General features: G+C 70.0%; 14 protein-coding genes. 11 read left to right on the top strand and 3 right to left on the bottom strand.

The features are described 5' to 3' along the window. The first annotated feature begins 91 nt into the window (after positions 1-91). The 5 genes from QQX02_RS04600 (at position 92) to QQX02_RS04580 (ending at position 7993) form a co-directional block, all read left to right on the top strand. Positions 92-2443 (top strand): sodium-translocating pyrophosphatase, encoded by a 2352-nt coding sequence (locus tag QQX02_RS04600; RefSeq protein ID WP_301141556.1) that lies wholly within the window; start codon positions 92-94, stop codon positions 2441-2443. Positions 2444-2548: 105 nt separating this feature from the next. Beyond that, positions 2549-4081 carry an MFS transporter gene (locus QQX02_RS04595; RefSeq protein ID WP_301141555.1) on the top strand — a complete coding sequence of 511 codons (1533 nt, stop codon included), beginning with the start codon at positions 2549-2551 and terminating at the stop codon, positions 4079-4081. After that, the gene (locus tag QQX02_RS04590; protein ID WP_301141554.1) at positions 4078-5514 is read left to right on the top strand and encodes a M20/M25/M40 family metallo-hydrolase; all 1437 of its coding nucleotides are present in this window, start codon (positions 4078-4080) and stop codon (positions 5512-5514) included. Before QQX02_RS04595 ends, QQX02_RS04590 begins: the two co-directional genes overlap by 4 nt. A 21-nt stretch (positions 5515-5535) precedes the next feature. Continuing rightward, entirely contained in the window at positions 5536-7104 is a 1569-nt protein-coding gene (locus QQX02_RS04585) for a DUF7059 domain-containing protein (RefSeq protein WP_301141552.1), read from the top strand. 190 nt (positions 7105-7294) lie between these two features. Beyond that, positions 7295-7993 carry a hypothetical protein gene (locus QQX02_RS04580; RefSeq protein WP_301141551.1) on the top strand — a complete coding sequence of 233 codons (699 nt, stop codon included), beginning with the start codon at positions 7295-7297 and terminating at the stop codon, positions 7991-7993. 348 nt (positions 7994-8341) lie between these two features. Here the strand turns inward: QQX02_RS04580 and QQX02_RS04575 are convergent, their stop codons facing one another. Continuing rightward, the gene (locus QQX02_RS04575) at positions 8342-9172 is read right to left on the bottom strand and encodes an inositol monophosphatase family protein (protein ID WP_301141549.1); all 831 of its coding nucleotides are present in this window, start codon (positions 9170-9172) and stop codon (positions 8342-8344) included. 149 nt (positions 9173-9321) lie between these two features. Between QQX02_RS04575 and topA the strand changes: the two genes are divergently transcribed. The 5 genes from topA (at position 9322) to QQX02_RS04550 (ending at position 16253) form a co-directional block, all read left to right on the top strand. Then, entirely contained in the window at positions 9322-11982 is a 2661-nt protein-coding gene (topA, locus tag QQX02_RS04570) for a type I DNA topoisomerase (protein WP_301141547.1), read from the top strand. Between the two features lie 180 nt (positions 11983-12162). Further along, positions 12163-12699, top strand: a complete 537-nt coding sequence (locus QQX02_RS04565; protein WP_301141545.1) for a sigma-70 family RNA polymerase sigma factor — start codon at positions 12163-12165, stop codon at positions 12697-12699. Further along, on the top strand, positions 12696-14138 hold the full coding sequence (locus QQX02_RS04560; protein ID WP_301141543.1) for a hypothetical protein: 1443 nt from the start codon (positions 12696-12698) through the stop codon (positions 14136-14138). The genes QQX02_RS04565 and QQX02_RS04560 overlap by 4 nt, the downstream gene beginning before the upstream one ends. Before the next feature lie 196 nt (positions 14139-14334). After that, entirely contained in the window at positions 14335-14871 is a 537-nt protein-coding gene (locus tag QQX02_RS04555; protein WP_301141541.1) for an RNA polymerase sigma factor, read from the top strand. Further along, a complete protein-coding gene (locus tag QQX02_RS04550; RefSeq protein WP_301141539.1) occupies positions 14868-16253 on the top strand; it encodes a hypothetical protein in 1386 nt (461 codons plus the stop codon). Before QQX02_RS04555 ends, QQX02_RS04550 begins: the two co-directional genes overlap by 4 nt. A gap of 123 nt (positions 16254-16376) precedes the next feature. On the opposite strand, the gene QQX02_RS04545 is transcribed toward QQX02_RS04550, so the two are convergent. Next, a complete protein-coding gene (locus QQX02_RS04545; protein WP_301141537.1) occupies positions 16377-17069 on the bottom strand; it encodes a DUF998 domain-containing protein in 693 nt (230 codons plus the stop codon). Positions 17070-17110: 41 nt separating this feature from the next. Then, a complete protein-coding gene (locus QQX02_RS04540) occupies positions 17111-17731 on the bottom strand; it encodes a DUF998 domain-containing protein (protein WP_301141535.1) in 621 nt (206 codons plus the stop codon). 120 nt (positions 17732-17851) lie between these two features. Between QQX02_RS04540 and QQX02_RS04535 the strand changes: the two genes are divergently transcribed. After that, positions 17852-18880 carry a Gfo/Idh/MocA family protein gene (locus QQX02_RS04535; RefSeq protein ID WP_301141533.1) on the top strand — a complete coding sequence of 343 codons (1029 nt, stop codon included), beginning with the start codon at positions 17852-17854 and terminating at the stop codon, positions 18878-18880. Positions 18881-18941 lie beyond the last annotated feature (61 nt).

Here is an 18941-nt window from a genome sequence, read left to right as displayed (position 1 = left end):
GCCCCGCAGACCATCGTCGCCTAGACTCCCCGAATACTGATCGACCGCGCGACAACGTCGTCGCCGCGGAGCGATTCGTCAAGGAGGACGAATGCATCACGTGGTCAACCCCGCCGTCGAGGTCGGAGGCTCCAGCCTCACCATCGTTGCCATCATCGGCGTGATCGGTGCCGCCGCCCTGATCTTCTCCTACGTGCTGCGACAGCAGGTGCTGAAATCCGCAGACGGCTCGGAGAAGATGCGTGACATCGCGGGCGCGATCCAAGAGGGGGCGTCGGCGTATCTGAGCCGGCAGTTCCGCACGCTGCTGCTGTTCGCTGCCGTCGTGTTCGCGCTGCTGTTCCTCCTCCCGGGAGACGCAGGCGTGCGGATCGGCCGCTCGATCTTCTTCCTGCTCGGAGCCGGGTTCTCGGCGACCATCGGCTACATGGGCATGTGGCTCGCGGTGCGGGCCAACGTGCGGGTGGCCCACGCGGCCACTCAGCCCGGCGGCCGCGTCGAGGGCGCGCGCATCGCGTTCCGCACGGGCGGAGCCGTGGGGATGTCCGTGGTGGGCCTGGGCCTGGTGGGCGCCTCCGCCGTGGTGTTCTTCTACCGCGGCGACGCGGCGGCGGTGCTGGAGGGCTTCGGCTTCGGGGCGGCGCTGCTCGCGATGTTCATGCGCGTGGGCGGTGGCATCTTCACCAAGGCGGCCGATGTGGGGGCGGACCTGGTTGGCAAGGTCGAGCAGCACATTCCGGAGGATGATCCGCGCAACGCCGCGACCATCGCGGACAACGTAGGCGACAACGTGGGCGACTGCGCCGGCATGGCGGCCGACCTCTTCGAGTCCTACGCCGTGATGCTGGTCGCCGCGCTGATCCTCGGCAAGGCCGCGATGGGGGAGCAGGGGCTGGTGTTCCCGCTGATCGTGACCGCCATCGGAGCGTTCGTCGCCGCGATCGGCGTGTTCATCACCAAGATCCGCAAGGACGAGGCCGGCCTCGCCGCGATCAACCGCGGCTTCTACACCTCGGCCGCGATCGGCGCCGTGCTCGCCGCCATCGCAGCGTTCGTCTACCTGCCCGCCTCGTTCGACGAGATCGGCACGGCCGCTCTCGACGGCGTCACGGGGGACCCCCGGATCATGGCAACTGTCGCGGTCTTCGTGGGCATCGGCCTCGCCGGGCTGATCCTGTGGCTCACCGGCTACTTCACCGACACGGGGTCCAAGCCCACCAAGCGGGTGGCCGAGACCTCCCGCACCGGCGCCGCGACCGTGGTGCTCTCCGGCATCGGCCTGGGGCTCGAGTCCGCCGTCTACACCGCGACGGTCATCGCGGGCGCCGTGGTGATCCTGTACTTCGTCGCCGGCGGCGTGATCACGCTGTCGCTGTTCCTCGTCGCGCTCGCCGGCTGCGGGCTGCTCACCACGGTGGGCGTCATCGTCGCGATGGATACGTTCGGTCCGGTGTCCGACAATGCCCAGGGCATCGCCGAGATGTCGGGCGAGGTCGACGCCGAGGGCGCGCAGATCCTCACCGACCTCGACGCCGTCGGCAACACCACCAAGGCCGTCACCAAGGGCATCGCGATCGCGACGGCCGTGCTCGCCGCTACCGCGCTGTTCGGCTCCTACTCCGATGCGGTGAGCCAGGCGATCGCCGACGCCGCCGCATCGGCCACCGACTTCTCCTACGAGGTCATCAACCCGCTCACGCTCGTGGGCGTGATCATCGGCGGCGCGACCGTGTTCCTGTTCTCGGGGCTTGCCATCGACGCGGTCACGAGGGCCGCCGGCGCGATCGTGTTCGAGGTGCGCCGCCAGTTCCGCGAGTACCCCGGAATCATGACCGGCGAGGTGCGGCCGCAGTACGGGCGCGTGGTGGACATCTGCACCCGCGACAGCCTTCGCGAGCTCGCGACACCCGGTCTGCTCGCCGCGATGGCGCCCATCTTCGTGGGCTTCGGTCTGGGGGTGGGCGCGCTCGCCGGATTCCTCGCGGGAGCCATCGGCACCGGCGTGCTGATGGCCGTGTTCCTCGCCAACTCTGGCGGCTCGTGGGACAACGCGAAGAAGATCGTGGAGGACGGCCACCACGGCGGCAAGAACTCGCCCGCTCACGAGGCGACGGTCATCGGCGACACCATCGGCGACCCGTTCAAGGACACCGCTGGCCCTGCGATCAACCCGCTCATCAAGGTGATGAACCTGGTGGCACTCCTGATCGCCCCTGCGGTGGTCATGACGAGCTACGGGGACGACGCGAACCCGTGGCTGCGGTGGGGCATCGCCGGCCTCGCCGCCGCGATCGCGATCGTGGCCGTGGCAGGCGCTTCCCGCCGCTCGCACGCCTCCGACCTCGAGGGCGTCGCGGACCGCGCGGTGGCGTCCGAAGGTCACCACGAGCCATCGCCCGGCGACTCGGCACAGGCCGCCCTCGACGAACCCCGCTCGAAGTAGGAGCGTGAGGACTCATCTCTCGGCTCCCGCGCAACCTGGAGGAACACCAGGACTCATGACGCCCCGGGACACGCTCGCGACACATCTGCGTGGCACGATGCCCTCATGACGAGATCCCGCACCGCGCTGGCCGGAGGGGTGGTGGGCGCGCTCGTAGTGGTCGAGGGTGTCTCCGGCGTGCTCCAGGGCTACTACACGCCGCTGTTCACGGACATCGCCAGGCACCTCGAGATCAACGACGCGGACATCAACTGGTTCGAGGCGGCGCAGCTGCTGCTCAGCTCGATCGCGGTGCCGGTGCTCGCGCGGCTGGGCGACATGGTGGGCCACCGCAAGGTGCTGATCGCGTCCCTGATCCTCACGATGATCGCGAGCTTCGCCATCGCGTTCGCTCCCACCTTCCCGCTGTTCGTGACGGCCTGGGCGCTGCAGGGCTTCTACGTGGTGTGGCTGCCGCTGAACGTCGCGATCATCTTCTCGCGGGCGCGCTCGCGACCCGACGGCGCGGCGCTCACGCGCAAGGGCGCCGGCATCATCGTGGTGGCGCTGCAGGCGGGTGCCATCTTCGGTGCGCTCGCGGGCGGCCAGCTGGGCGGGATCCTGCCGCTGTGGGCCGCGCTGTGCGTGCCTGCGGTGCTGGTGTCCGTCGCGCTCATCGTGGTCATCGCCAAGGTGCCCGACACCGGGCAGCGTGGCGAGGGGACCATCGACACCCGTGGCACCTCGATCCTGACCATCGCCCTGCTCGCCATCATGGGCGGGCTGTCGCTGGTGCGCGTGGACGGCATCACCCTGTGGGTGGTGGCGATGGTGCTCATCGGCATCGCGCTGCTCTGGGTCTTCGTCAAGGTCGAGGCCCGCACCGAGCACCCGCTGGTCGACATCACGATGCTCCGCAGCCCGGCACTGTGGCCCGTGGTCGTGACGGCGGGACTGTTCGGCGTGAGCGTGCTGGGCGCGCAGGGCCCGCTGTCGACCTTCGCCCGCACGGACCCCACCGAGGTGGGCTACGGGCTCGGGCTGAACTCCGCGACCGCCTCGTACCTCATCGGCGCATACGTGCTCTCGCTGCTGATGGGCGCCGCCGTCTTCGCCAAGATCTCGACCATGACCTCGCCACGCCTGGTGCTGATCGGCGCCTCCGGCCTGGTGGGAACCGGCTACCTGGCGCTCATCCCGTTCCATGACACCTTCGCGATGGTGCTGGGCTGCATGGTGATCGCGGGCGTCGGCTCGGGTGCGCTGGTCGCGGCCCTTCCCGCCGCCGCCGCAGCAGCCGCACCCCCGCAGCACACCGGCGTCGCCGCAGGACTGACGAACACCACCAAGACCATCGGCGGCGCCTTTGCGTCGGCCGCCTTTGCGATCGCACTGTCGACGGGGGTGGCCGTCACCGCAACCGGCGCCGCGTCCACCGCCGGGTCGATGTCCGGCTACATCGCCGTGTGGGCGATCTGCGGCGGCACCGCGCTGGTGGCGATGGCGTTCCTGTTCGCGATGCCCAAGGTCGCCTTCAGCTCGAGCGCCGATGCGCTGGTCGCCGAGGCGGGCGTCCCCGCCGCCGGCGTCCCCATCCCGGGCCCTACAAGTGAGGTCGCTGACTATCGCGAGCCGAGATCAGAAGAGGAGCCGCGATGAGATCCCAGCGAGTTTGGGGACTGCGCAGTCGCGCATCGGCCGTCCCGACCGCCGACCACTCGGCCGAGGCGCTGCGCGCCGCGGAGCACCTCGCGCGGCTGGTGCGCATCCCCACGGTCACGCCGCCGCCCGGCCCGCTCTCCGGCGCCGACGCTGCCGTCTTCACCGTGTACCGCGAGGAGCTCGAGGCGATCTACCCGCGCGTCTTCGCCGCGGCCGAGGTCGAGACCGCGGGCCGGGCGGGACTGCTGCTGCGCGTGCCCGGCCAGTTCACGGAACGTCCCGTCCTGCTCATGGCGCATCAGGACGTGGTGCCGGTGCCCACCGACTGGGCCGCGGAGGGATGGGAGCACCCGCCGTTCGACGGCGTGATCGCAGGCGGCCGCGTCCATGGGCGCGGCACGCTCGACGACAAGGGCGCGATGGTGGTGGCCCTCGAAGCCCTCGAGTCGCTGCTGCGTGAGGGCTGGTCGCCGCTGCGAGACCTCTATCTGTTCTTCGGCGGCGACGAGGAGTCGCACGGCGCGTCCGCGGTCGAGGCGGTGCATCTGCTCGAGGAGCGCGGCATCGAGCCGTGGATGGTCCTCGACGAGGGCGGCGCGGTCGCGACCGAGGCCTTCCCGACGCTGCGCAGGCCGATGGCCGTGATCGGCGCCTCGGAGAAGGGCATCATGACGCTGCGGCTCACCGTCGAGAGCCTGGGTGGCCACGCCTCGACGCCGCCGCGCCAGTCGGCGCCGGGAATCCTGGCGCGTGCCCTGGTCGAGATCGAGGAGCATCCCTTCCCGGCGGCAGTGCACGACGTCACCATCGAGATGCTCGAGGGCGTCGCCCCCCACGTCGCCCGGCCGATGCGCGGGCTGCTGCGGCGCGCCGGTCGCCGTCGCGCGGTGCTGGGTCGGGTCATGCCCCGGTTCGGGCCCGAACTCGCGGCCATGGTGCGCACCACCGCGGCGATCACCCAGCTCGAAGGCAGCCCCGCGCAGAATGTGCTGGCGACCCGCGCATCGGCCGTCATCAATGTGCGCGTCGCGGTCGGCTCCAGCTGCGCCGAGGCGAGGGCGCACCTGGTCGACGCCATCGACGACGCCCGGGTGAAGGTCGATGTGGTGGAGGCCAGCGAGCCTTCGCCCGTGTCGCCCACGGGAGACGATGCTCGGTGGCGCGCGCTGGGCGCGGCCGTCGCCGCCTCGTACCCGGACGCCGTGACCGTGCCGTACATCATGCTTGCCGCCTCCGATGCGCGGCATGTGGCCCCGATCTCGCCGGCGGTGTACCGGTTCTCGCCGCTGCGGATGGACAAGGCGCAGCGCGAGGCGATCCACGGACCGAACGAGAACGTCGAGATCGGCGCGCTCGGCGCGGGGGTCGTGTTCTATCGCGCGTTGCTCACCGGTGACGCGCTGGGGCCGTCCGAGCCGGGCCGGCCGTAGCGGCGCGCTAGCCTCGACCCCGTGAGCACCCGTCCCCCCGCGGCCGACGCCCCGACTGCTGCCGCCGTCCGCGCGGACCTCGACGGATGGACGGTCGACGACGTGAGCGATCTGGTCGGTGACCGCGCCTTCCGTGCGCTCGGACGCGAGCACGTGGTGCCCGCGCTCCTGGAGGCGCGTGCCGCAGGCGACGCTCCCCCGGCGATCCTCACGCGGCTGTTCATGCTCGGCGATGCCGTCACTCGCGCGCAGGCCGAGGCCGCACTGGCGCACGTGGGCGTGCACGGTGCCGAGCGCATCGGCCTGGTGCAGGCTGCGGGCGAAGCGGCGGGCGACCCCGTGCGGTCGCTCGTCGACCTGCGTCCCTACGCGGCCGCCACCGAGAATGGCCAGGTCGACTGGTGGATCGCCTCTGATCAGGGTGAGGCGGTGACCGCGCAGGGCGTGGGGCAGGACCACGTCCTGGGGATCGGCGGCGCCGCCACGACCCTCGCGTCGGTGACGATGCGCACGCCGCGTCACCGAGCGCTCGACATCGGCACGGGGTGCGGCATCCAGGCCATGCACGCCTCTCTGCACGCCGATGCGGTGGTCGCGACGGACATCTCGGCGCGGGCACTGGCGTATGCACGGTTCAACGAGACGGTCAACGCGCCTGCGCTCGGCGCCGGTGCGGCCGCACACCGGGCCTGGGACCTGCGCGACGGGTCCATGCTCGAGCCGGTCGTGGGCGAGTCGTTCGATCTGGTGGTGTCGAACCCGCCGTTCGTCATCACGCCCCCAGGTGCCCCCACGTACGAGTACCGCCACGGCGGAGTCGCAGGCGACGGCGTCACCGCGGGACTGGTCTCCGACGTCGGGACGGTGCTGGGGCCGGGAGGCGTGGCGCAGCTGCTCGGCAACTGGGAGATCCGCCGCGGCGAAGACGGCGGCGACTGGCGCGCCCGCATCGAGAGCTGGCTCGACGCCGCGCCGGTGCCGCTCGACGCCTGGATCGTCCAACGCGATGCGCTCGATGCCGCGGAGTACGCGGAGACGTGGCTGCGGGACGCCGGCATCACCGCCGATCGTGACCCGGCCCTGTGGGCGAGTGCCTACGAGGCGTACCTCCGGGCGTTCGACGCAGATGACGTGGAGGCGATCGGCTTCGGTCTGGTGGTCCTGCGGAGGCCGCTGACCGGCGCACCGACGCTGCGGCGGTTCGAGGAGCACGAGGGCACCATGGCGACGCCGCTGGGCCCCACGCTCGCCGCCGCGCTGGAGGCGCACGATTGGCTGGCGTCGGCCTCGGACGGCGAGGTCCTGGACACCGCGTTCGCCGTCGCGCCCGACGTCACGAAGGAGACGCGCGGGCGCCCGCTCGAGGCGCACCCCGAGCACATCCTGCTGCGCCAAGGTGGTGGGTTCGGCCGGGTGATCAAGGCCGACACCGCGCTCGCGGGGCTCGTGGGTGCGAGCGACGGCGAGCTCACGGTGGGCCAGATCGCTCACGCCCTCGCGGCGCTGCTCGACGTGGCGCCGGGAGACGTCATCGGCGGGATCGTGCCTGCCGTGCGGGACCTTGTCCGCGACGGGCTGCTGCTGCGCTGAGCGCGGCCCGTGCGAGGGCGTGCTCACCCCCCTCTTGGAGAACTCCCTGGAAGAGACCTGGAAGTTTTTTCCTCCTGGATTCGTGACAAATCGGTCGCGTTGGGCCCATGGTCCCGTACCGAGGCGTTCTTGGGCCGTCAGTCTTGGGGCACACGCAACACCAACCCCGGATGGGAAAGGACCCCACATCATGACTGCTCGACTCAAGCTCCTCGGCATCATTCTCGCCATCATCGGCATCGGCTTCATCGGCGTCGGCGCATTCGCCGCGCTCCAGGTGAAGGCGGGCAACGACTCCCTGCAGGCCTTCTCCGCAGCGCAGAACGTCACCCTGACCTACAACGAGGACGGCGTGCTCGTCGACCGCGGCGAGGTCGAGGGCGCAGAGGCCATCAAGTCGCTCGTCGAAGACGACTGGGGCTACTCGCTCAAGGGCTACGAGATGGACCCCGACAACCCGCTGGTCAACACCGGCTCCGAGTACATGTACCAGATGGGCCTCGTGGCCTACCACACGCTGTACGGCACCACCGAGGTCGTGCTTGAAGAGGACGTCGAGTACAACGGCGAGACCTTCGCAGCTGGCACCTACGAGGTTCCCACCGACGGTCGCTACTGGGCCGACTTCGACCGCATGCACCCCCTCGAGGGCGCTGCCCGCGAGCAGGTCTGGACCCCGACCGCACACGCCCTGATCGGCGAGCTGGGCGTCGGATCGGTCACCGCCAACGTGCTGGTGCTCGGTCTCGGAACCGCCGCGATCGCGGCCGGACTGGGCCTCACCCTGATCCTGACCGGCCTCGGCCTGGTGTGGGCGACCCGCGCAGACAAGGTCGTCGCCACCGACGCAGCGGACGCCAAGGCGGCCCGCGAGCCCGTCACGGTCTAGTCACGACGCGAAGAGGGCCCCTCCGGGGGCCCTCTTTTCGTGTCCCCGCACCCCGTCTCCGCCTTAGCGCCCCAGTGGTCGCTCAGTGTCGCATCGGGGGTGCTCACGACTCCTGGCGGGCCCTCAGTGTCGTTGAGGACACGCACCCGCCGCGCACCACCCCAGGTGCCTCACGCGAGACGCAGGTCGATGCCGCATCGGCCGGGAGGACGCTGGCGGCTCGTCACACCGCACGATCGACAACGGATGTCCGCCAGAATCGGTGGACCGCTCAGTTCCGACACTCACCGCCCGCCAGCGCGCTAAGGCGGGGAGGGAGGATGCGGGGAGGGAGGATGCGGGGAGCGACTAGAGCTCGCCGGCGCGGGCCCTGATCGCCTCGGCCAGCGCGTCCCATTCGCCCTCGCGTGCCACCAGGAACGGACGCCCCGGGTCGCCGGGTCGGTACTCGGCGCCGTCGAGGTGCCGCACCGCGTAGCCCGCGGCCCGGCAGATCGCGGCACCAGGTGCGTGGTCCCACGGCTTGGCCCGGAAGTACAGCAGGAAGTCGAGCCCGCCATCGATGATGTCCCAGTAGTCCCACCCGGCGCACATGCGCGGCGGCGTGACCTCAGCGACGTCCTCGGCGAGCCCCACGAGTCCGTGAGCCGCGGAGTCCGGCGCGAACTTCAGCACCGCCATGCCCCGCAGGTCCGATACCGGGCGCACCGGCGCGCTCGCGACCGAGTCCACCGTCCGCACCATGCCGGAATCGTCCGTCACGGTGACTGCGGCGTCGACGCCGCCATACAAGAGGTTGCCCGTCTCGGGGTGGAGGATCCAGCCGGAGTGCGCGTCCCCGCCCTCGACGTGCGCGACCATCACCGCGTAGTCGATCGAGCCGTGCGCGAAGTTCCAGGTCCCGTCCACCGGGTCCACCGTCCACGCGGCCGATGCGGTCCCGAGCACGTCCGGAAGCGACGGGTCGGCCTCGGAGGCCTCCTCGCCCACCACGGGCTGGTCGGCGATGGCGGCCAGGAGCGGCGTCAGCGCGCGCTCCGCCTCGACGTCCGCGATCGTCACCAGATCATCCGGCCCTGACTTGGTGTCGACGTCCCCGTCCGCCAGAGTTCGGAACCTCGGTCGAATGAGGTCATCCGCGACGTCTCGCATCGCCTGTCCCACTGCTTCACTATTCACACCCCCATGGTGACAGAGCCGGGTGGCCGCGGGGTGAACACAGGAGGGCCGGGCAGCCGCCGCCGTTCGACACGGCGCGCACCGTATGTATTCTGTGAGCGTCTCTCGCCGGTTGTGCAGGAGTCGCCCCCACCCGAAAGCAGGAGCAGATGACCCACAAGCTCGTGATCGTCGAGTCACCCACCAAGTCGCGCACCATCGGCGGCTACCTGGGTGCCGACTACGAGGTGGTGTCGTCCGTCGGCCACATTCGCGACCTCCCGCAGCCCTCCGAGATGCCCGCCGACAAGAAGACGGGATCGCTCGGCAAGTTCGCGGTCGACGTCGAGAACGGCTTCGCACCGTTCTATGTGGTGAGCCCCGAGAAGAAGAAGCTCGTGGCGGATCTCAAGCGCGCGCTCAAGGGCGCCGACGAGCTCTACCTCGCGACTGATGAGGACCGCGAGGGGGAGGCCATCGCGTGGCACCTGCTCGAAGTGCTCAAGCCCAAGGTCCCCGTGAAGCGCCTGGCATTCCACGAGATCACCCGCGAGGGCATCGAGCGCGCCCTGGCGAACCCGCGCGACATCGACATGGAGCTCGTGGAGGCCCAAGAGGCGCGCCGCGTGCTCGACCGCCTCTACGGCTACGAGGTCTCGCCGGTGCTGTGGCGCAAGATCCAGCAGGGCCTGAGCGCCGGTCGCGTGCAGTCCGTCGCGCTGCGCCTCGTCGTGGACCGCGAGAAGGAGCGCATGGCGTTCCAGTCCGCGGAGTACTGGGACCTGACCGCGACCTTCACGGCCTCCGAAGGCGCCGATGCGGGCAAGGGCTTCACCGCGCGTCTCACCACCGTCGACGGCAAGAGAGTCGCGACCGGCAAGGACTTCGATGACCGCGGCGTGCTGAAGAACGCCAAGGTGCACCACGTGACGGCCGGAGAGGCCGGTGCCCTCGCATCGGGCCTTGCCCACTCCTCCTATTCCGTGTCGAGCGTCGAGTCCAAGCCCTACAAGCGCAGGCCGGCCGCTCCCTTCATCACGTCGTCGCTGATCCAGGAGGCCAGCCGCAAGATGCGCTTGGGCGCCCGGCAGGCGATGGGCGTCGCGCAGGGTCTGTACCAGCGCGGTTACATCACCTATATGAGGTCGGACTCGCCGGCGCTGTCGGGAGAGGCCATCCGCGCCGCCCGCGCGCAGGCCGCCGAGCTCTACGGCTCCGACTCCGTCGCATCGTCCCCGCGCGTCTACGCCAGCCAGGACACGAACGCGCAGGAAGCGCACGAGGCGATCCGCCCCGCCGGCGACAAGTTCCGCACGCCGGCCTCGGTGCGCGGGGAACTGTCGGGCGACGAGTTCCGCATGTACGAGATGATCTGGAAGCGCACGGTCGCCTCGCAGATGGCCGATGCGGTGGGCAGCACCTCGACCGTGCGCATCGGCGCGAAGACGGCGGCCGGCCACGCGGTGGAGTTCTCCGCGTCCGGCACCATCATCACGTCGCCGGGATTCCTGGCGGCGTACGAGGAGTCCAAGGAGCGCTCGCGCTACGAGGACGACAATAAGGAAGCCACGCAGGACAAGGACAAGCGCCTGCCGCAGCTCGCCGAGGGACAGAAGGTCGAAGCCGAGGACCTCGAGCCGATCACCCACGCGACCACGCCGCCGCCGCGCTTCACGCAGGGCGGCATGATCCAGGAGCTCGAGGACCGCAAGCTGGGCCGACCCTCCACGTATGCCTCGACCGTGGATGTGCTGGTCGCACGGGAGTACGTGCGGATCGACAAGCAGACGCTCGTGCCCACGTGGATCGCCTTCGCGATCGTGCGCCTGCTCGAGCAGCACTTCCCCACGCTGGTGGACTACGCGTTCACCGCCGAGATGGAGGCGGGCCTGGACCGCATCGCCACGGGCGAGCGCGACCAGCGGGCGTGGCTCCACGAGTTCTACTTCGGAGCCGATGGCGACGGCCCCGAGGGCCTGAAGAACTTGGTCGAGTCGCTGGGGGACATCGACGCCAAGGCCATCAACACGTTTGAGATCGGCGAGGGCATCGCCGCCCGTCCCGGTCGCTACGGCCCGTACGTCGAGCGCATGGTGGACGGTGAGCGGCAGACTGCCTCGATCCCCGATGACCTCGCTCCCGACGAGCTCACGGTCGCCAAGGCGCTCGAGCTCTTCGAGAACCAGGGCGGCGACGAGCGCTCGCTCGGCAAGCACCCCGAGAGCGGCCACGAGATCGTGGCCAAGGGCGGGCGCTACGGCCCTTACGTCACCGAGGTGCTGCCCGAGGACGCCAAGGGCAAGCCCGCGACGGCGAGCCTGCTCAAGTCGATGTCGCTCGAGACCGTGAGCCTCGAGGACGCACTCAAGCTGATGAGCCTGCCGCGCGAGGTGGGCAAGGACCCCGAGTCGGGCGACGTCATCACGGCGCAGAACGGCCGCTATGGCCCGTACCTCAAGAAAGGCACGGACTCCCGCTCGCTCGAGACCGAGGACCAGATGTTCACCGTCACCCTCGAGGAGGCGCTGAAGATCTATTCCGAGCCCAAGCGCGGCCGCGGCCGTCCCGCCGCCAAGCCGCCGCTCAAGGAGCTGGGTGAGGATCCGGTCAGCAAGAAGGCCATCGTCATCAAGGAAGGCCGGTTCGGCGAGTACATCACCGATGGTGAGACCAATGTGACGATCCCGCGCGGCGACACCGTTGAGGGCATGACGTCCGAGCGTGCCATCGAGCTCCTGCAGGAGAAGCGCGCCAAGGGTCCGGGCAAGAAGAAGCGCGCCCCGGCGAAGAAGAAGCCCGCCGCGAAGAAGGCCGCTCCCAAGAAGAAGTAGCCCCCTCCTCCTTAACTGCGAACCACTTTGGGGGACGACACCCCGTGCTGAGCCCGCGCATCGGCCGGGTTGACGGGGTGTCGCGTCAGGATGTGGTTCGTAGTTAAGGGCGCGCGAGGCGGGACGGCCACAACCCTTTCCGCGCATCGGCCGTTGGTATGCCGACGAGAGGGGCCATAAGTGACCGACGACGAGCTGCTGGGCGAGATGCTCGACCGCGCGTCCCGGCGTCTCGCGGCCTACGGCTACCTGCTGACGGGCTCGCAGCACACGGGCGAGGACTTGGTCCAGGACGCGATCGTCAAGGTGTTCGTGCGCCGCCGCCGCATCCCGAACGCCGCCGCGGCCGAGGGCTACGTGCGCGCCGCGATGCGCACCCTGCACCTCGACGGACTGCGCCGCGACAAGGTGTGGCGTCGCCTCATGCCCGGGCAGGCCGTTCGCGACGAGCAGCCCGATGCCACGGAACGGATCCATGCGGCCGATGCGGTGGGCAGAGCGCTCGGCGCGCTCAGTCCGCGCCAGCGCACCGCTGTCGTTTTGCGCTTCTACGACGACCTCACGGTCGCGGACGTGGCCCACGAGATGGGCCTGGCCGTCGGGACGGTCAAGCGGTACCTCTCGGATGCCCTCGACCGTTTGGCGCTCGAGGTGGGTGACGACGCGACGTTCGATGTCGAACGCGTCGCGGTGGTGGACACGGAGGGTCGGTCATGAATCTTCACGATGAGCTGGGACGGCACGGGGCCGATGCGGCCGACGAGTCCGCGCAGCGCCTGAGTTCTCGCGACGTGCGTTCTGCGTTGAATTCTCGCGTGCGCCAGGGGCGTCGCCGGCGCGCGGTCGGTGTGGGTGTGGGTGCCGTGGCTGGGATCGCGCTCGTGGCGGTGGGTGCGTGGAGCGTGCTGCCAGGGTTGGGCTTCGATGCTGAACCTGCGGCGACTCCCTCGGCCACGACGCCTATCCCGATGTCGGACAACACCGGAGAAACCTACCGGGTGGACGCCGACGCGCGGGTGGACCCCGATGTGCCCGTCGATTTGAGCGAGACTCTGCAGTGCGGAAACGGATTGGGCCTCGATCCGGGCGTCACCGTGCACGACGAGTCGGTGCTCGGCGCGGGTGCTGTGCTCGACACTTCGTGGTGGGTGGGGCCCGCACAAGAAGAAGTGGCGGGATACGACCAGGCCATCACTGATGAGTTCTGGAGGAACCTGACCATGGAGACTTTGGTGGACCCTATCGACGTCGCGGCCGATGTCGAATGGGCGCTGTCGTCGCACATATGGACGTCATCGTTGGCGGCGAGTAACTCGGATGATCTCTTGGTGTTCGAGCAGGCGCTGGTGCTGAGCGACGGAGTCGTCGTGGGCACCGAGCCGGGCACTCTGACGACGAGCATGGGTGAGGCGGGCGCGTCCGACGGCTTCTCGTGGACCCCAGCGCCGGGAGAAGGATGCTCCGACAGCTCACCCAGCGACGGCACTTACGAGCCGGTGCTCGTGACGCAGCTGTGGCTGTCCACCCACGACGGCCCGCTTGCCACCATCGTGGCCAGCGCGGGCGAGATTGAGTACACCGGCCTGGGGGAGCCCGAGGTCGATGACCCCGACTCGCTCGGAAACACCTGGGGCGACGACGCGCTCGCGTCCGTCATCGACGTGCGGGAGTGGACGGGCGGGCTCGAGTGCGCCGCGCTGCTGGACGATCCGGACTTCGTGACAGGCACGGGCGACGCTGGGGACGTCGTCGGCAGCCTCCCGGTGCCCAACACCATCGAGACAGGCCGCCTGTATGGCTACGGAGACGACGCTCTCGTCGGCGGGTACCCGATTCCGGTCGGCCGTGCCGATGGAGATCCCGACTCGGTCGAGCGCATGACAGGCGTCGGGGACATGCGACTCCTGCTGCGCGGCGTGGAAGGGACGTGGGTGTTCAACGCCCGCTGGTCCGAGCGAGACGACCTCCCGCACGACGAGCCCGGCTGGTTCGTCGAACTGAACCAGGTGTGGGACTGCGGCAGCCCAGACCTCGTCCCAGAGGGGGAGTACTCCGCCAGTCTCGTTGTGCCTGAGATGGGGGATGTGTACGACCTCACGGCCATCACCGTGGTCTCCGGCGTTCCCTCTATCCCCGAGATCGACGCGCAGGGCTGAGCGGGACCCAGCCCGCGCATCGGCCGCCCCTCACCTCCTCAACTGCGAACCACTTCTGGGCGCGACACCCCGAATGCGCAACTGCTTCGGCCCGATGCTGCGGCGTGTCGCCAGAGGAGGGGTTCGTAGTGAAAGCGGGCGTGAAGTCGCACCCCACCCCCGAGCACCCCTCAACCGTCCCTATGGTGTGAGGGACATGAGCAGGCCGGATATCGCTGAGGTGGTCGCGGACGTGTACCGCGAGGGCGGATCGCGCCTGGCCGCCTACGGCTACGTGCTGACCGGCTCGCATCACGATGCGGAGGAGCTGGTGCAGGCGGCGGTCGTGAAGACCCTCGTCAAGCGCCGGCGGCTCGACGACCACCGCGCGATCGAGGGCTACGTCCGCGCGACCATGCGCACGCTCCACATCGACGGGATCCGCCGGGACACTACGTGGCGCCGGCTGGTCCCCAAGGTCGCGTCGCGCGATCCGCACGACCATGCCGCCGACGTCGAGGAGCACGACGAGATCAGCCGGGCGCTGGCCGAGCTGCCTCCGCGCGTGCGCACCGCCGTCGCGCTGCGCTTCTACGACGACCTCACGGTGGCGGACATCGCGGTGGCGATGCGCCTGAGCGATGGCACCGTCAAGAAGTACCTGGCAGAGGGCCGGCAACGGCTCGCGCCGGTGCTGGGAGTGAGCGCCGACGAACCCGAAAGGCTGCCCGTGGTTGAGAGGAGCAAGCCATGAGCGACTTTCACGATGCGTTGAGGCGCGCGGCCCAGCAGCACGGCGAGGCGGTCGCGCCCTCGCTGACGGCCGATGCGGTCGTTGCCTCGAGCGTCCACGGCATCTCTCGGGGTTGGCGGCGGAGGGCGACGGCTCAGGCGGGAGTCGCCGTCCTGGGTGTCACCGCGATCGGGATGGCGGCATGGCTTGTTCCCTCTCTCGGCGGTGTGTGGGATGCAGAGCCGGCCGGCGCCGACGCGGGCCCGTTCCGCTACTCGGTCGAATCGGGCGGGGACGTGCGCGACAGCGAGCCCGAGGTGATGCTGCGGGGAGCCGATGCGGTGATGTGCGGCGACGAGCTCGACCTCACGCCCGGGCTCACGGTGCACGATGCGCAGGCGCTCGACCGCGATCTGTTCCTTGAGGCGGAGCTGACCACATTGGGGGACACGCTCGGTACCCCCACCGCGGAGCCGAGGCCCTTGGATCCTGACGATCCGGACGGGATCATGACCGGCTGGGACCCGGACTCGCCCTCGTGGAGGATCGCGGGGGGTGGCGAGGTGCGGTCCTACCGTGTCGCCACGCTGCTGATGGATGACGACATCGTCGCTGGTGTCGTGGCGTCGAGCGCATACGGCGCGGGAGGCGATGAGGACGCCATGCTGATGGGGGAGTCGGGCGCAGGCATCCCGCGCATCGGCCAGTGCGACGACTCGCTCGACTCGTGGTCCAACGATCCGGGCGACCCCATGGACACACGGCTCGTCGCTCAGTACTGGTCGACCAGCGAAACCGGGGAGAGCACCTTGCTCGCGACGGTCGTCGTGGACCCCAACGAGCCCGCCAACTCCTCCGAGGCGCCGGGCATCGATGGGGATTCGCCGGACGTCGTGGACTCGGCTGAGCTGAGCCGGACCCGGCCGACCCACCAGGCGTTCGCGGTGCCGCGGCCCGAGCCAGGATGCTCGCCTCTGACCGACCTGCGGGATGCGGGTCACCCCAGCACTGATGCGCCCGAGTACACGGTCAGACTGCCGTTCCTGACCGAGGAGCTCACGGGAGAACTGTGGGGCGACGAGTGGGTGGTGAGCGTCACGGGAGGGGACACGCCCTGGTACCTCGAGCACCACGCGTGGCTGGTGGCGGACGAGGTCAGCGCCGGGATCCCGGACCCGCACCTCCAGTGGCATCCGGGCCTCCAGTTCATTCTCCGCAGCGGCGGCACGGATCCGCTCCGGGGCGACGACTGCGCCTACGACGCGCCCATTCCCGAGATCGACGGCGCGGTGTTCCTGGTGATCGACGGTGTGGATTGGGACGCGGTCGACGAGGCAGGCACCGATCCCGGCGGTGACCGCGACGGCTACCAGACGTGGGTCTACCTGGGCGAGGCCGACTGACCGCCTCCCACCGACTCAACTGCGAACCCCTGTGGGGATCGACACCCCGAGTGCGCGCCCGCATCGGCCCCTCATGGCGGCGTGTCGCGCGAAAAGTGGTTCGCAGTGAACGGGCGAGGCGCGTCAGGCGCGGCGGGCGGCGGCTCGGGCCGTCAGCACCAGGCGCCAGCCGAGCCACATGAGCCAGCCGGGCATCACGACCATGGTCAGCGCCCGCTGCCACCACCCGAACCCGTCGGCGCCGGCATCGGCCATGATGCTGAACGTCAGGAACAAGGCGAGGGTGACGAGGCCGAGCACCAGCTGCACCACCGCGAGCCCGCTCAGCCTGGTGCCCCGCAGCAGCCACGCGGAGAGCAGCCCGAACACGATCAGTCCACCGAAGGCGGCGAGGCTGCCGACCGTGTGGAACACGTCTTCCGGGGAGGGGTCGCCTGCGGCACCCAGGTCGTCCGCCCGCCACATCCCGGCGACGAGCAGACCGAATCCCACGATGAAGAGCAGCGTCCGCAACACGGCGGCGGCGCGGGTCTCACGCAGTGCACGTCGCAGCGAGATGCCGGCGGCCATCCAGCCGAAGCCGAACACCACGAACGCTGCCTGCATCAGCCACTCGTAGTCGCCGCGACCGTAGTTGCTGACATAGCTGCAGCACGGGTCGAGCTCGGGCCGGATCCAGTGGAAGGCCAGCGTCACGGCGAGCCAGAACATCGCGGCATAGATCGCGCCCAGACCGAGGGCCGATGCGGACAGCGGCACGCGCGTGGATCGGGTGGGCGTCGTCGTCGTGCCTGGACCTGCGTCGTTGCCGGTCATCTCAGCCCCCTCTCACGAGGTCGTGCCTGATACCTCTGACGCTACTCCTCGCGGAGGCCGGTGGCGACCGTCCGATGCGCGGGTCGGGTCAGTCTCCATCCGATCGCTGCCAGCGCCCCCGGGATCACGACGGCGGCGAGCAGGCGCTGCCACCACCCGAAGCCGCCACCGGCCACGGACGGCCAGGCGTTGAAGGTGACGAACAGGGTGAGGGTCACGAACCCGAAGGCGAGAGAGGGCAGCTCCCAGCCGGCCCACGCATCGGCCCGGCGCAGGGCCCACCACCCCACGAAGCCGAGTGCGATGAAGCACAGGAACGCGAGCCCGGCGGTCCGCGAGTGGACGAGCCCCTCGAGCGACGATGACGTGGTGCCGAGCGGGTCTGCCCGGAAGACTCCGGCCATCACCATTCCGGTGGCCGCGAGCACGGCGAGCGCCGCCAGGGCCGTGGCCCCAGGAGCACCATCGAGTGCGCGGCGCAGCCCGAGACCCGCCGCCGCCCAGCCCGCCCCGTTGACCAGGAACGCGGTCTGCATCACCCACGCCCAGTCGCCGCGCGCGTAATTGCTGATGTAGGCGTCGCCGGGCGAGAGATCGGGACGGATCAGGTGGAACGCCGCGACCGTGCCGATCCAGGCCACAGCGCCGACGATCGCGATCACGCCGAGCATTCGGGTTCGAGGCGCGCGCGTGGACGGGGAGGTCAGAGAACTCATGCGACAGGTTCGCACGCCGATGCGTCGCGGGTGGGTCGGGCGTCGCGGCCTCGCTAGGCTGGCAACATGAGCCACGAATACACCGCCTCGCAGACCGCCATCGCACCGAACCCCATGGATGCCCCCGCCTTCCGCTGGGGAATCATGGGAGCAGGCGGCATCGCCCGCAAGCTCGCGGACGCCGTCACCCGGTACACGCAGTCGGAGGTCGTGGGCGTCGCCTCCGCCTCGGGTGTGGAGCGCGCGCAGCAGTTCGCCGACGAGAAGGGCATCCCTGCCGCATACGGCTCGTACGAGGAGCTGCTCGCAGATGACAGCATCGACATCGTCTACGTCGCGACCACTCACAACAACCACCACGAGCCCGCGCTGCTCGCGATCGAGGCCGGCAAGCACGTGCTCGTCGAGAAGGCCTTCACGCAGAACGCCGCTCAGGCCCAGCTGATCGTGGACGCCGCGCGCGCCAAGGGCGTGTTCGTCATGGAGGCGATGTGGGCCCGCCACCTGCCGCACATGTACGCGATCCGTGCCGCCATCGCCCGCGGCGAGATCGGCGACGTGGTCTCGGTTCAGGCCGACCACGGCCAGATGCTGACCCACGTGGAGCGCATGGTGCGCCCCGAGCTCGCGGGCGGTGCGCTGCTGGACCTCGGCGTCTACCCGATCGCGTTCGCGCACGACATGCTCGGAGTGCCCACGGCCATCACCGCCAAGGGACGCCTGCGCGACACCGGCGTCGACGGCCAGGTGTCCATGATCTTCGAGTACGACGGCGCGCAGGCCAGCCTCACCACCACGATGGAGGCCCGCACGCCGTGCACCGGCCACATCGGCGGCACGGAGGGTGCGATCGAGATCGAGGGCACCTTCTACCAGCCCACCAACTTCACGCTGTTCCGTCTCGACGGCACCTCGTGGACCTACGAGGGCGTCTTCGACAACGGCTTCCAGTGGCAGGCCGCCGAGGTCGCGCGCCTGGTGGCCGCAGGCAAGACGGAGAGCCCGCTGCACACGCTGGACAACTCGCTCGAGATCATGCGCATCATGGACGAGGTCCGCGCGCAGGTCGGCGTCGTCTACCCGAACGAGAAGTAGCCGGACGTCCGTGCGGGCACGCCCCGCGCATCGGCCGTCGGAGTGCGCCGGTAGGTTGGTC

This window comes from Demequina muriae (genome assembly GCF_030418295.1).
GTDB lineage: Bacteria > Actinomycetota > Actinomycetes > Actinomycetales > Demequinaceae > Demequina > Demequina muriae.
The sequence above is the reverse complement of the archived record's forward strand: the minus strand, read 5'-3'. Positions and strand labels throughout refer to the sequence as shown.

Bases quoted from the DNA above. Each gene is read 5' to 3' on its own strand.
- QQX02_RS04590 (WP_301141554.1), top strand. From the start codon at position 4,078: ATGAGATCCCAGCGAGTTTGGGGACTGCGCAGTCGCGCATCGGCCGTC.
- QQX02_RS04560 (WP_301141543.1), top strand. From the start codon at position 12,696: ATGAATCTTCACGATGAGCTGGGACGGCACGGGGCCGATGCGGCCGAC.
- QQX02_RS04550 (WP_301141539.1), top strand. From the start codon at position 14,868: ATGAGCGACTTTCACGATGCGTTGAGGCGCGCGGCCCAGCAGCACGGC.
- topA (WP_301141547.1), top strand. From the start codon at position 9,322: ATGACCCACAAGCTCGTGATCGTCGAGTCACCCACCAAGTCGCGCACC.
- QQX02_RS04600 (WP_301141556.1), top strand. From the start codon at position 92: ATGCATCACGTGGTCAACCCCGCCGTCGAGGTCGGAGGCTCCAGCCTC.
- QQX02_RS04580 (WP_301141551.1), top strand. From the start codon at position 7,295: ATGACTGCTCGACTCAAGCTCCTCGGCATCATTCTCGCCATCATCGGC.
- QQX02_RS04555 (WP_301141541.1), top strand. From the start codon at position 14,335: ATGAGCAGGCCGGATATCGCTGAGGTGGTCGCGGACGTGTACCGCGAG.
- QQX02_RS04595 (WP_301141555.1), top strand. From the start codon at position 2,549: ATGACGAGATCCCGCACCGCGCTGGCCGGAGGGGTGGTGGGCGCGCTC.
- QQX02_RS04535 (WP_301141533.1), top strand. From the start codon at position 17,852: ATGAGCCACGAATACACCGCCTCGCAGACCGCCATCGCACCGAACCCC.
- QQX02_RS04545 (WP_301141537.1), bottom strand. From the start codon at position 17,069: ATGACCGGCAACGACGCAGGTCCAGGCACGACGACGACGCCCACCCGA.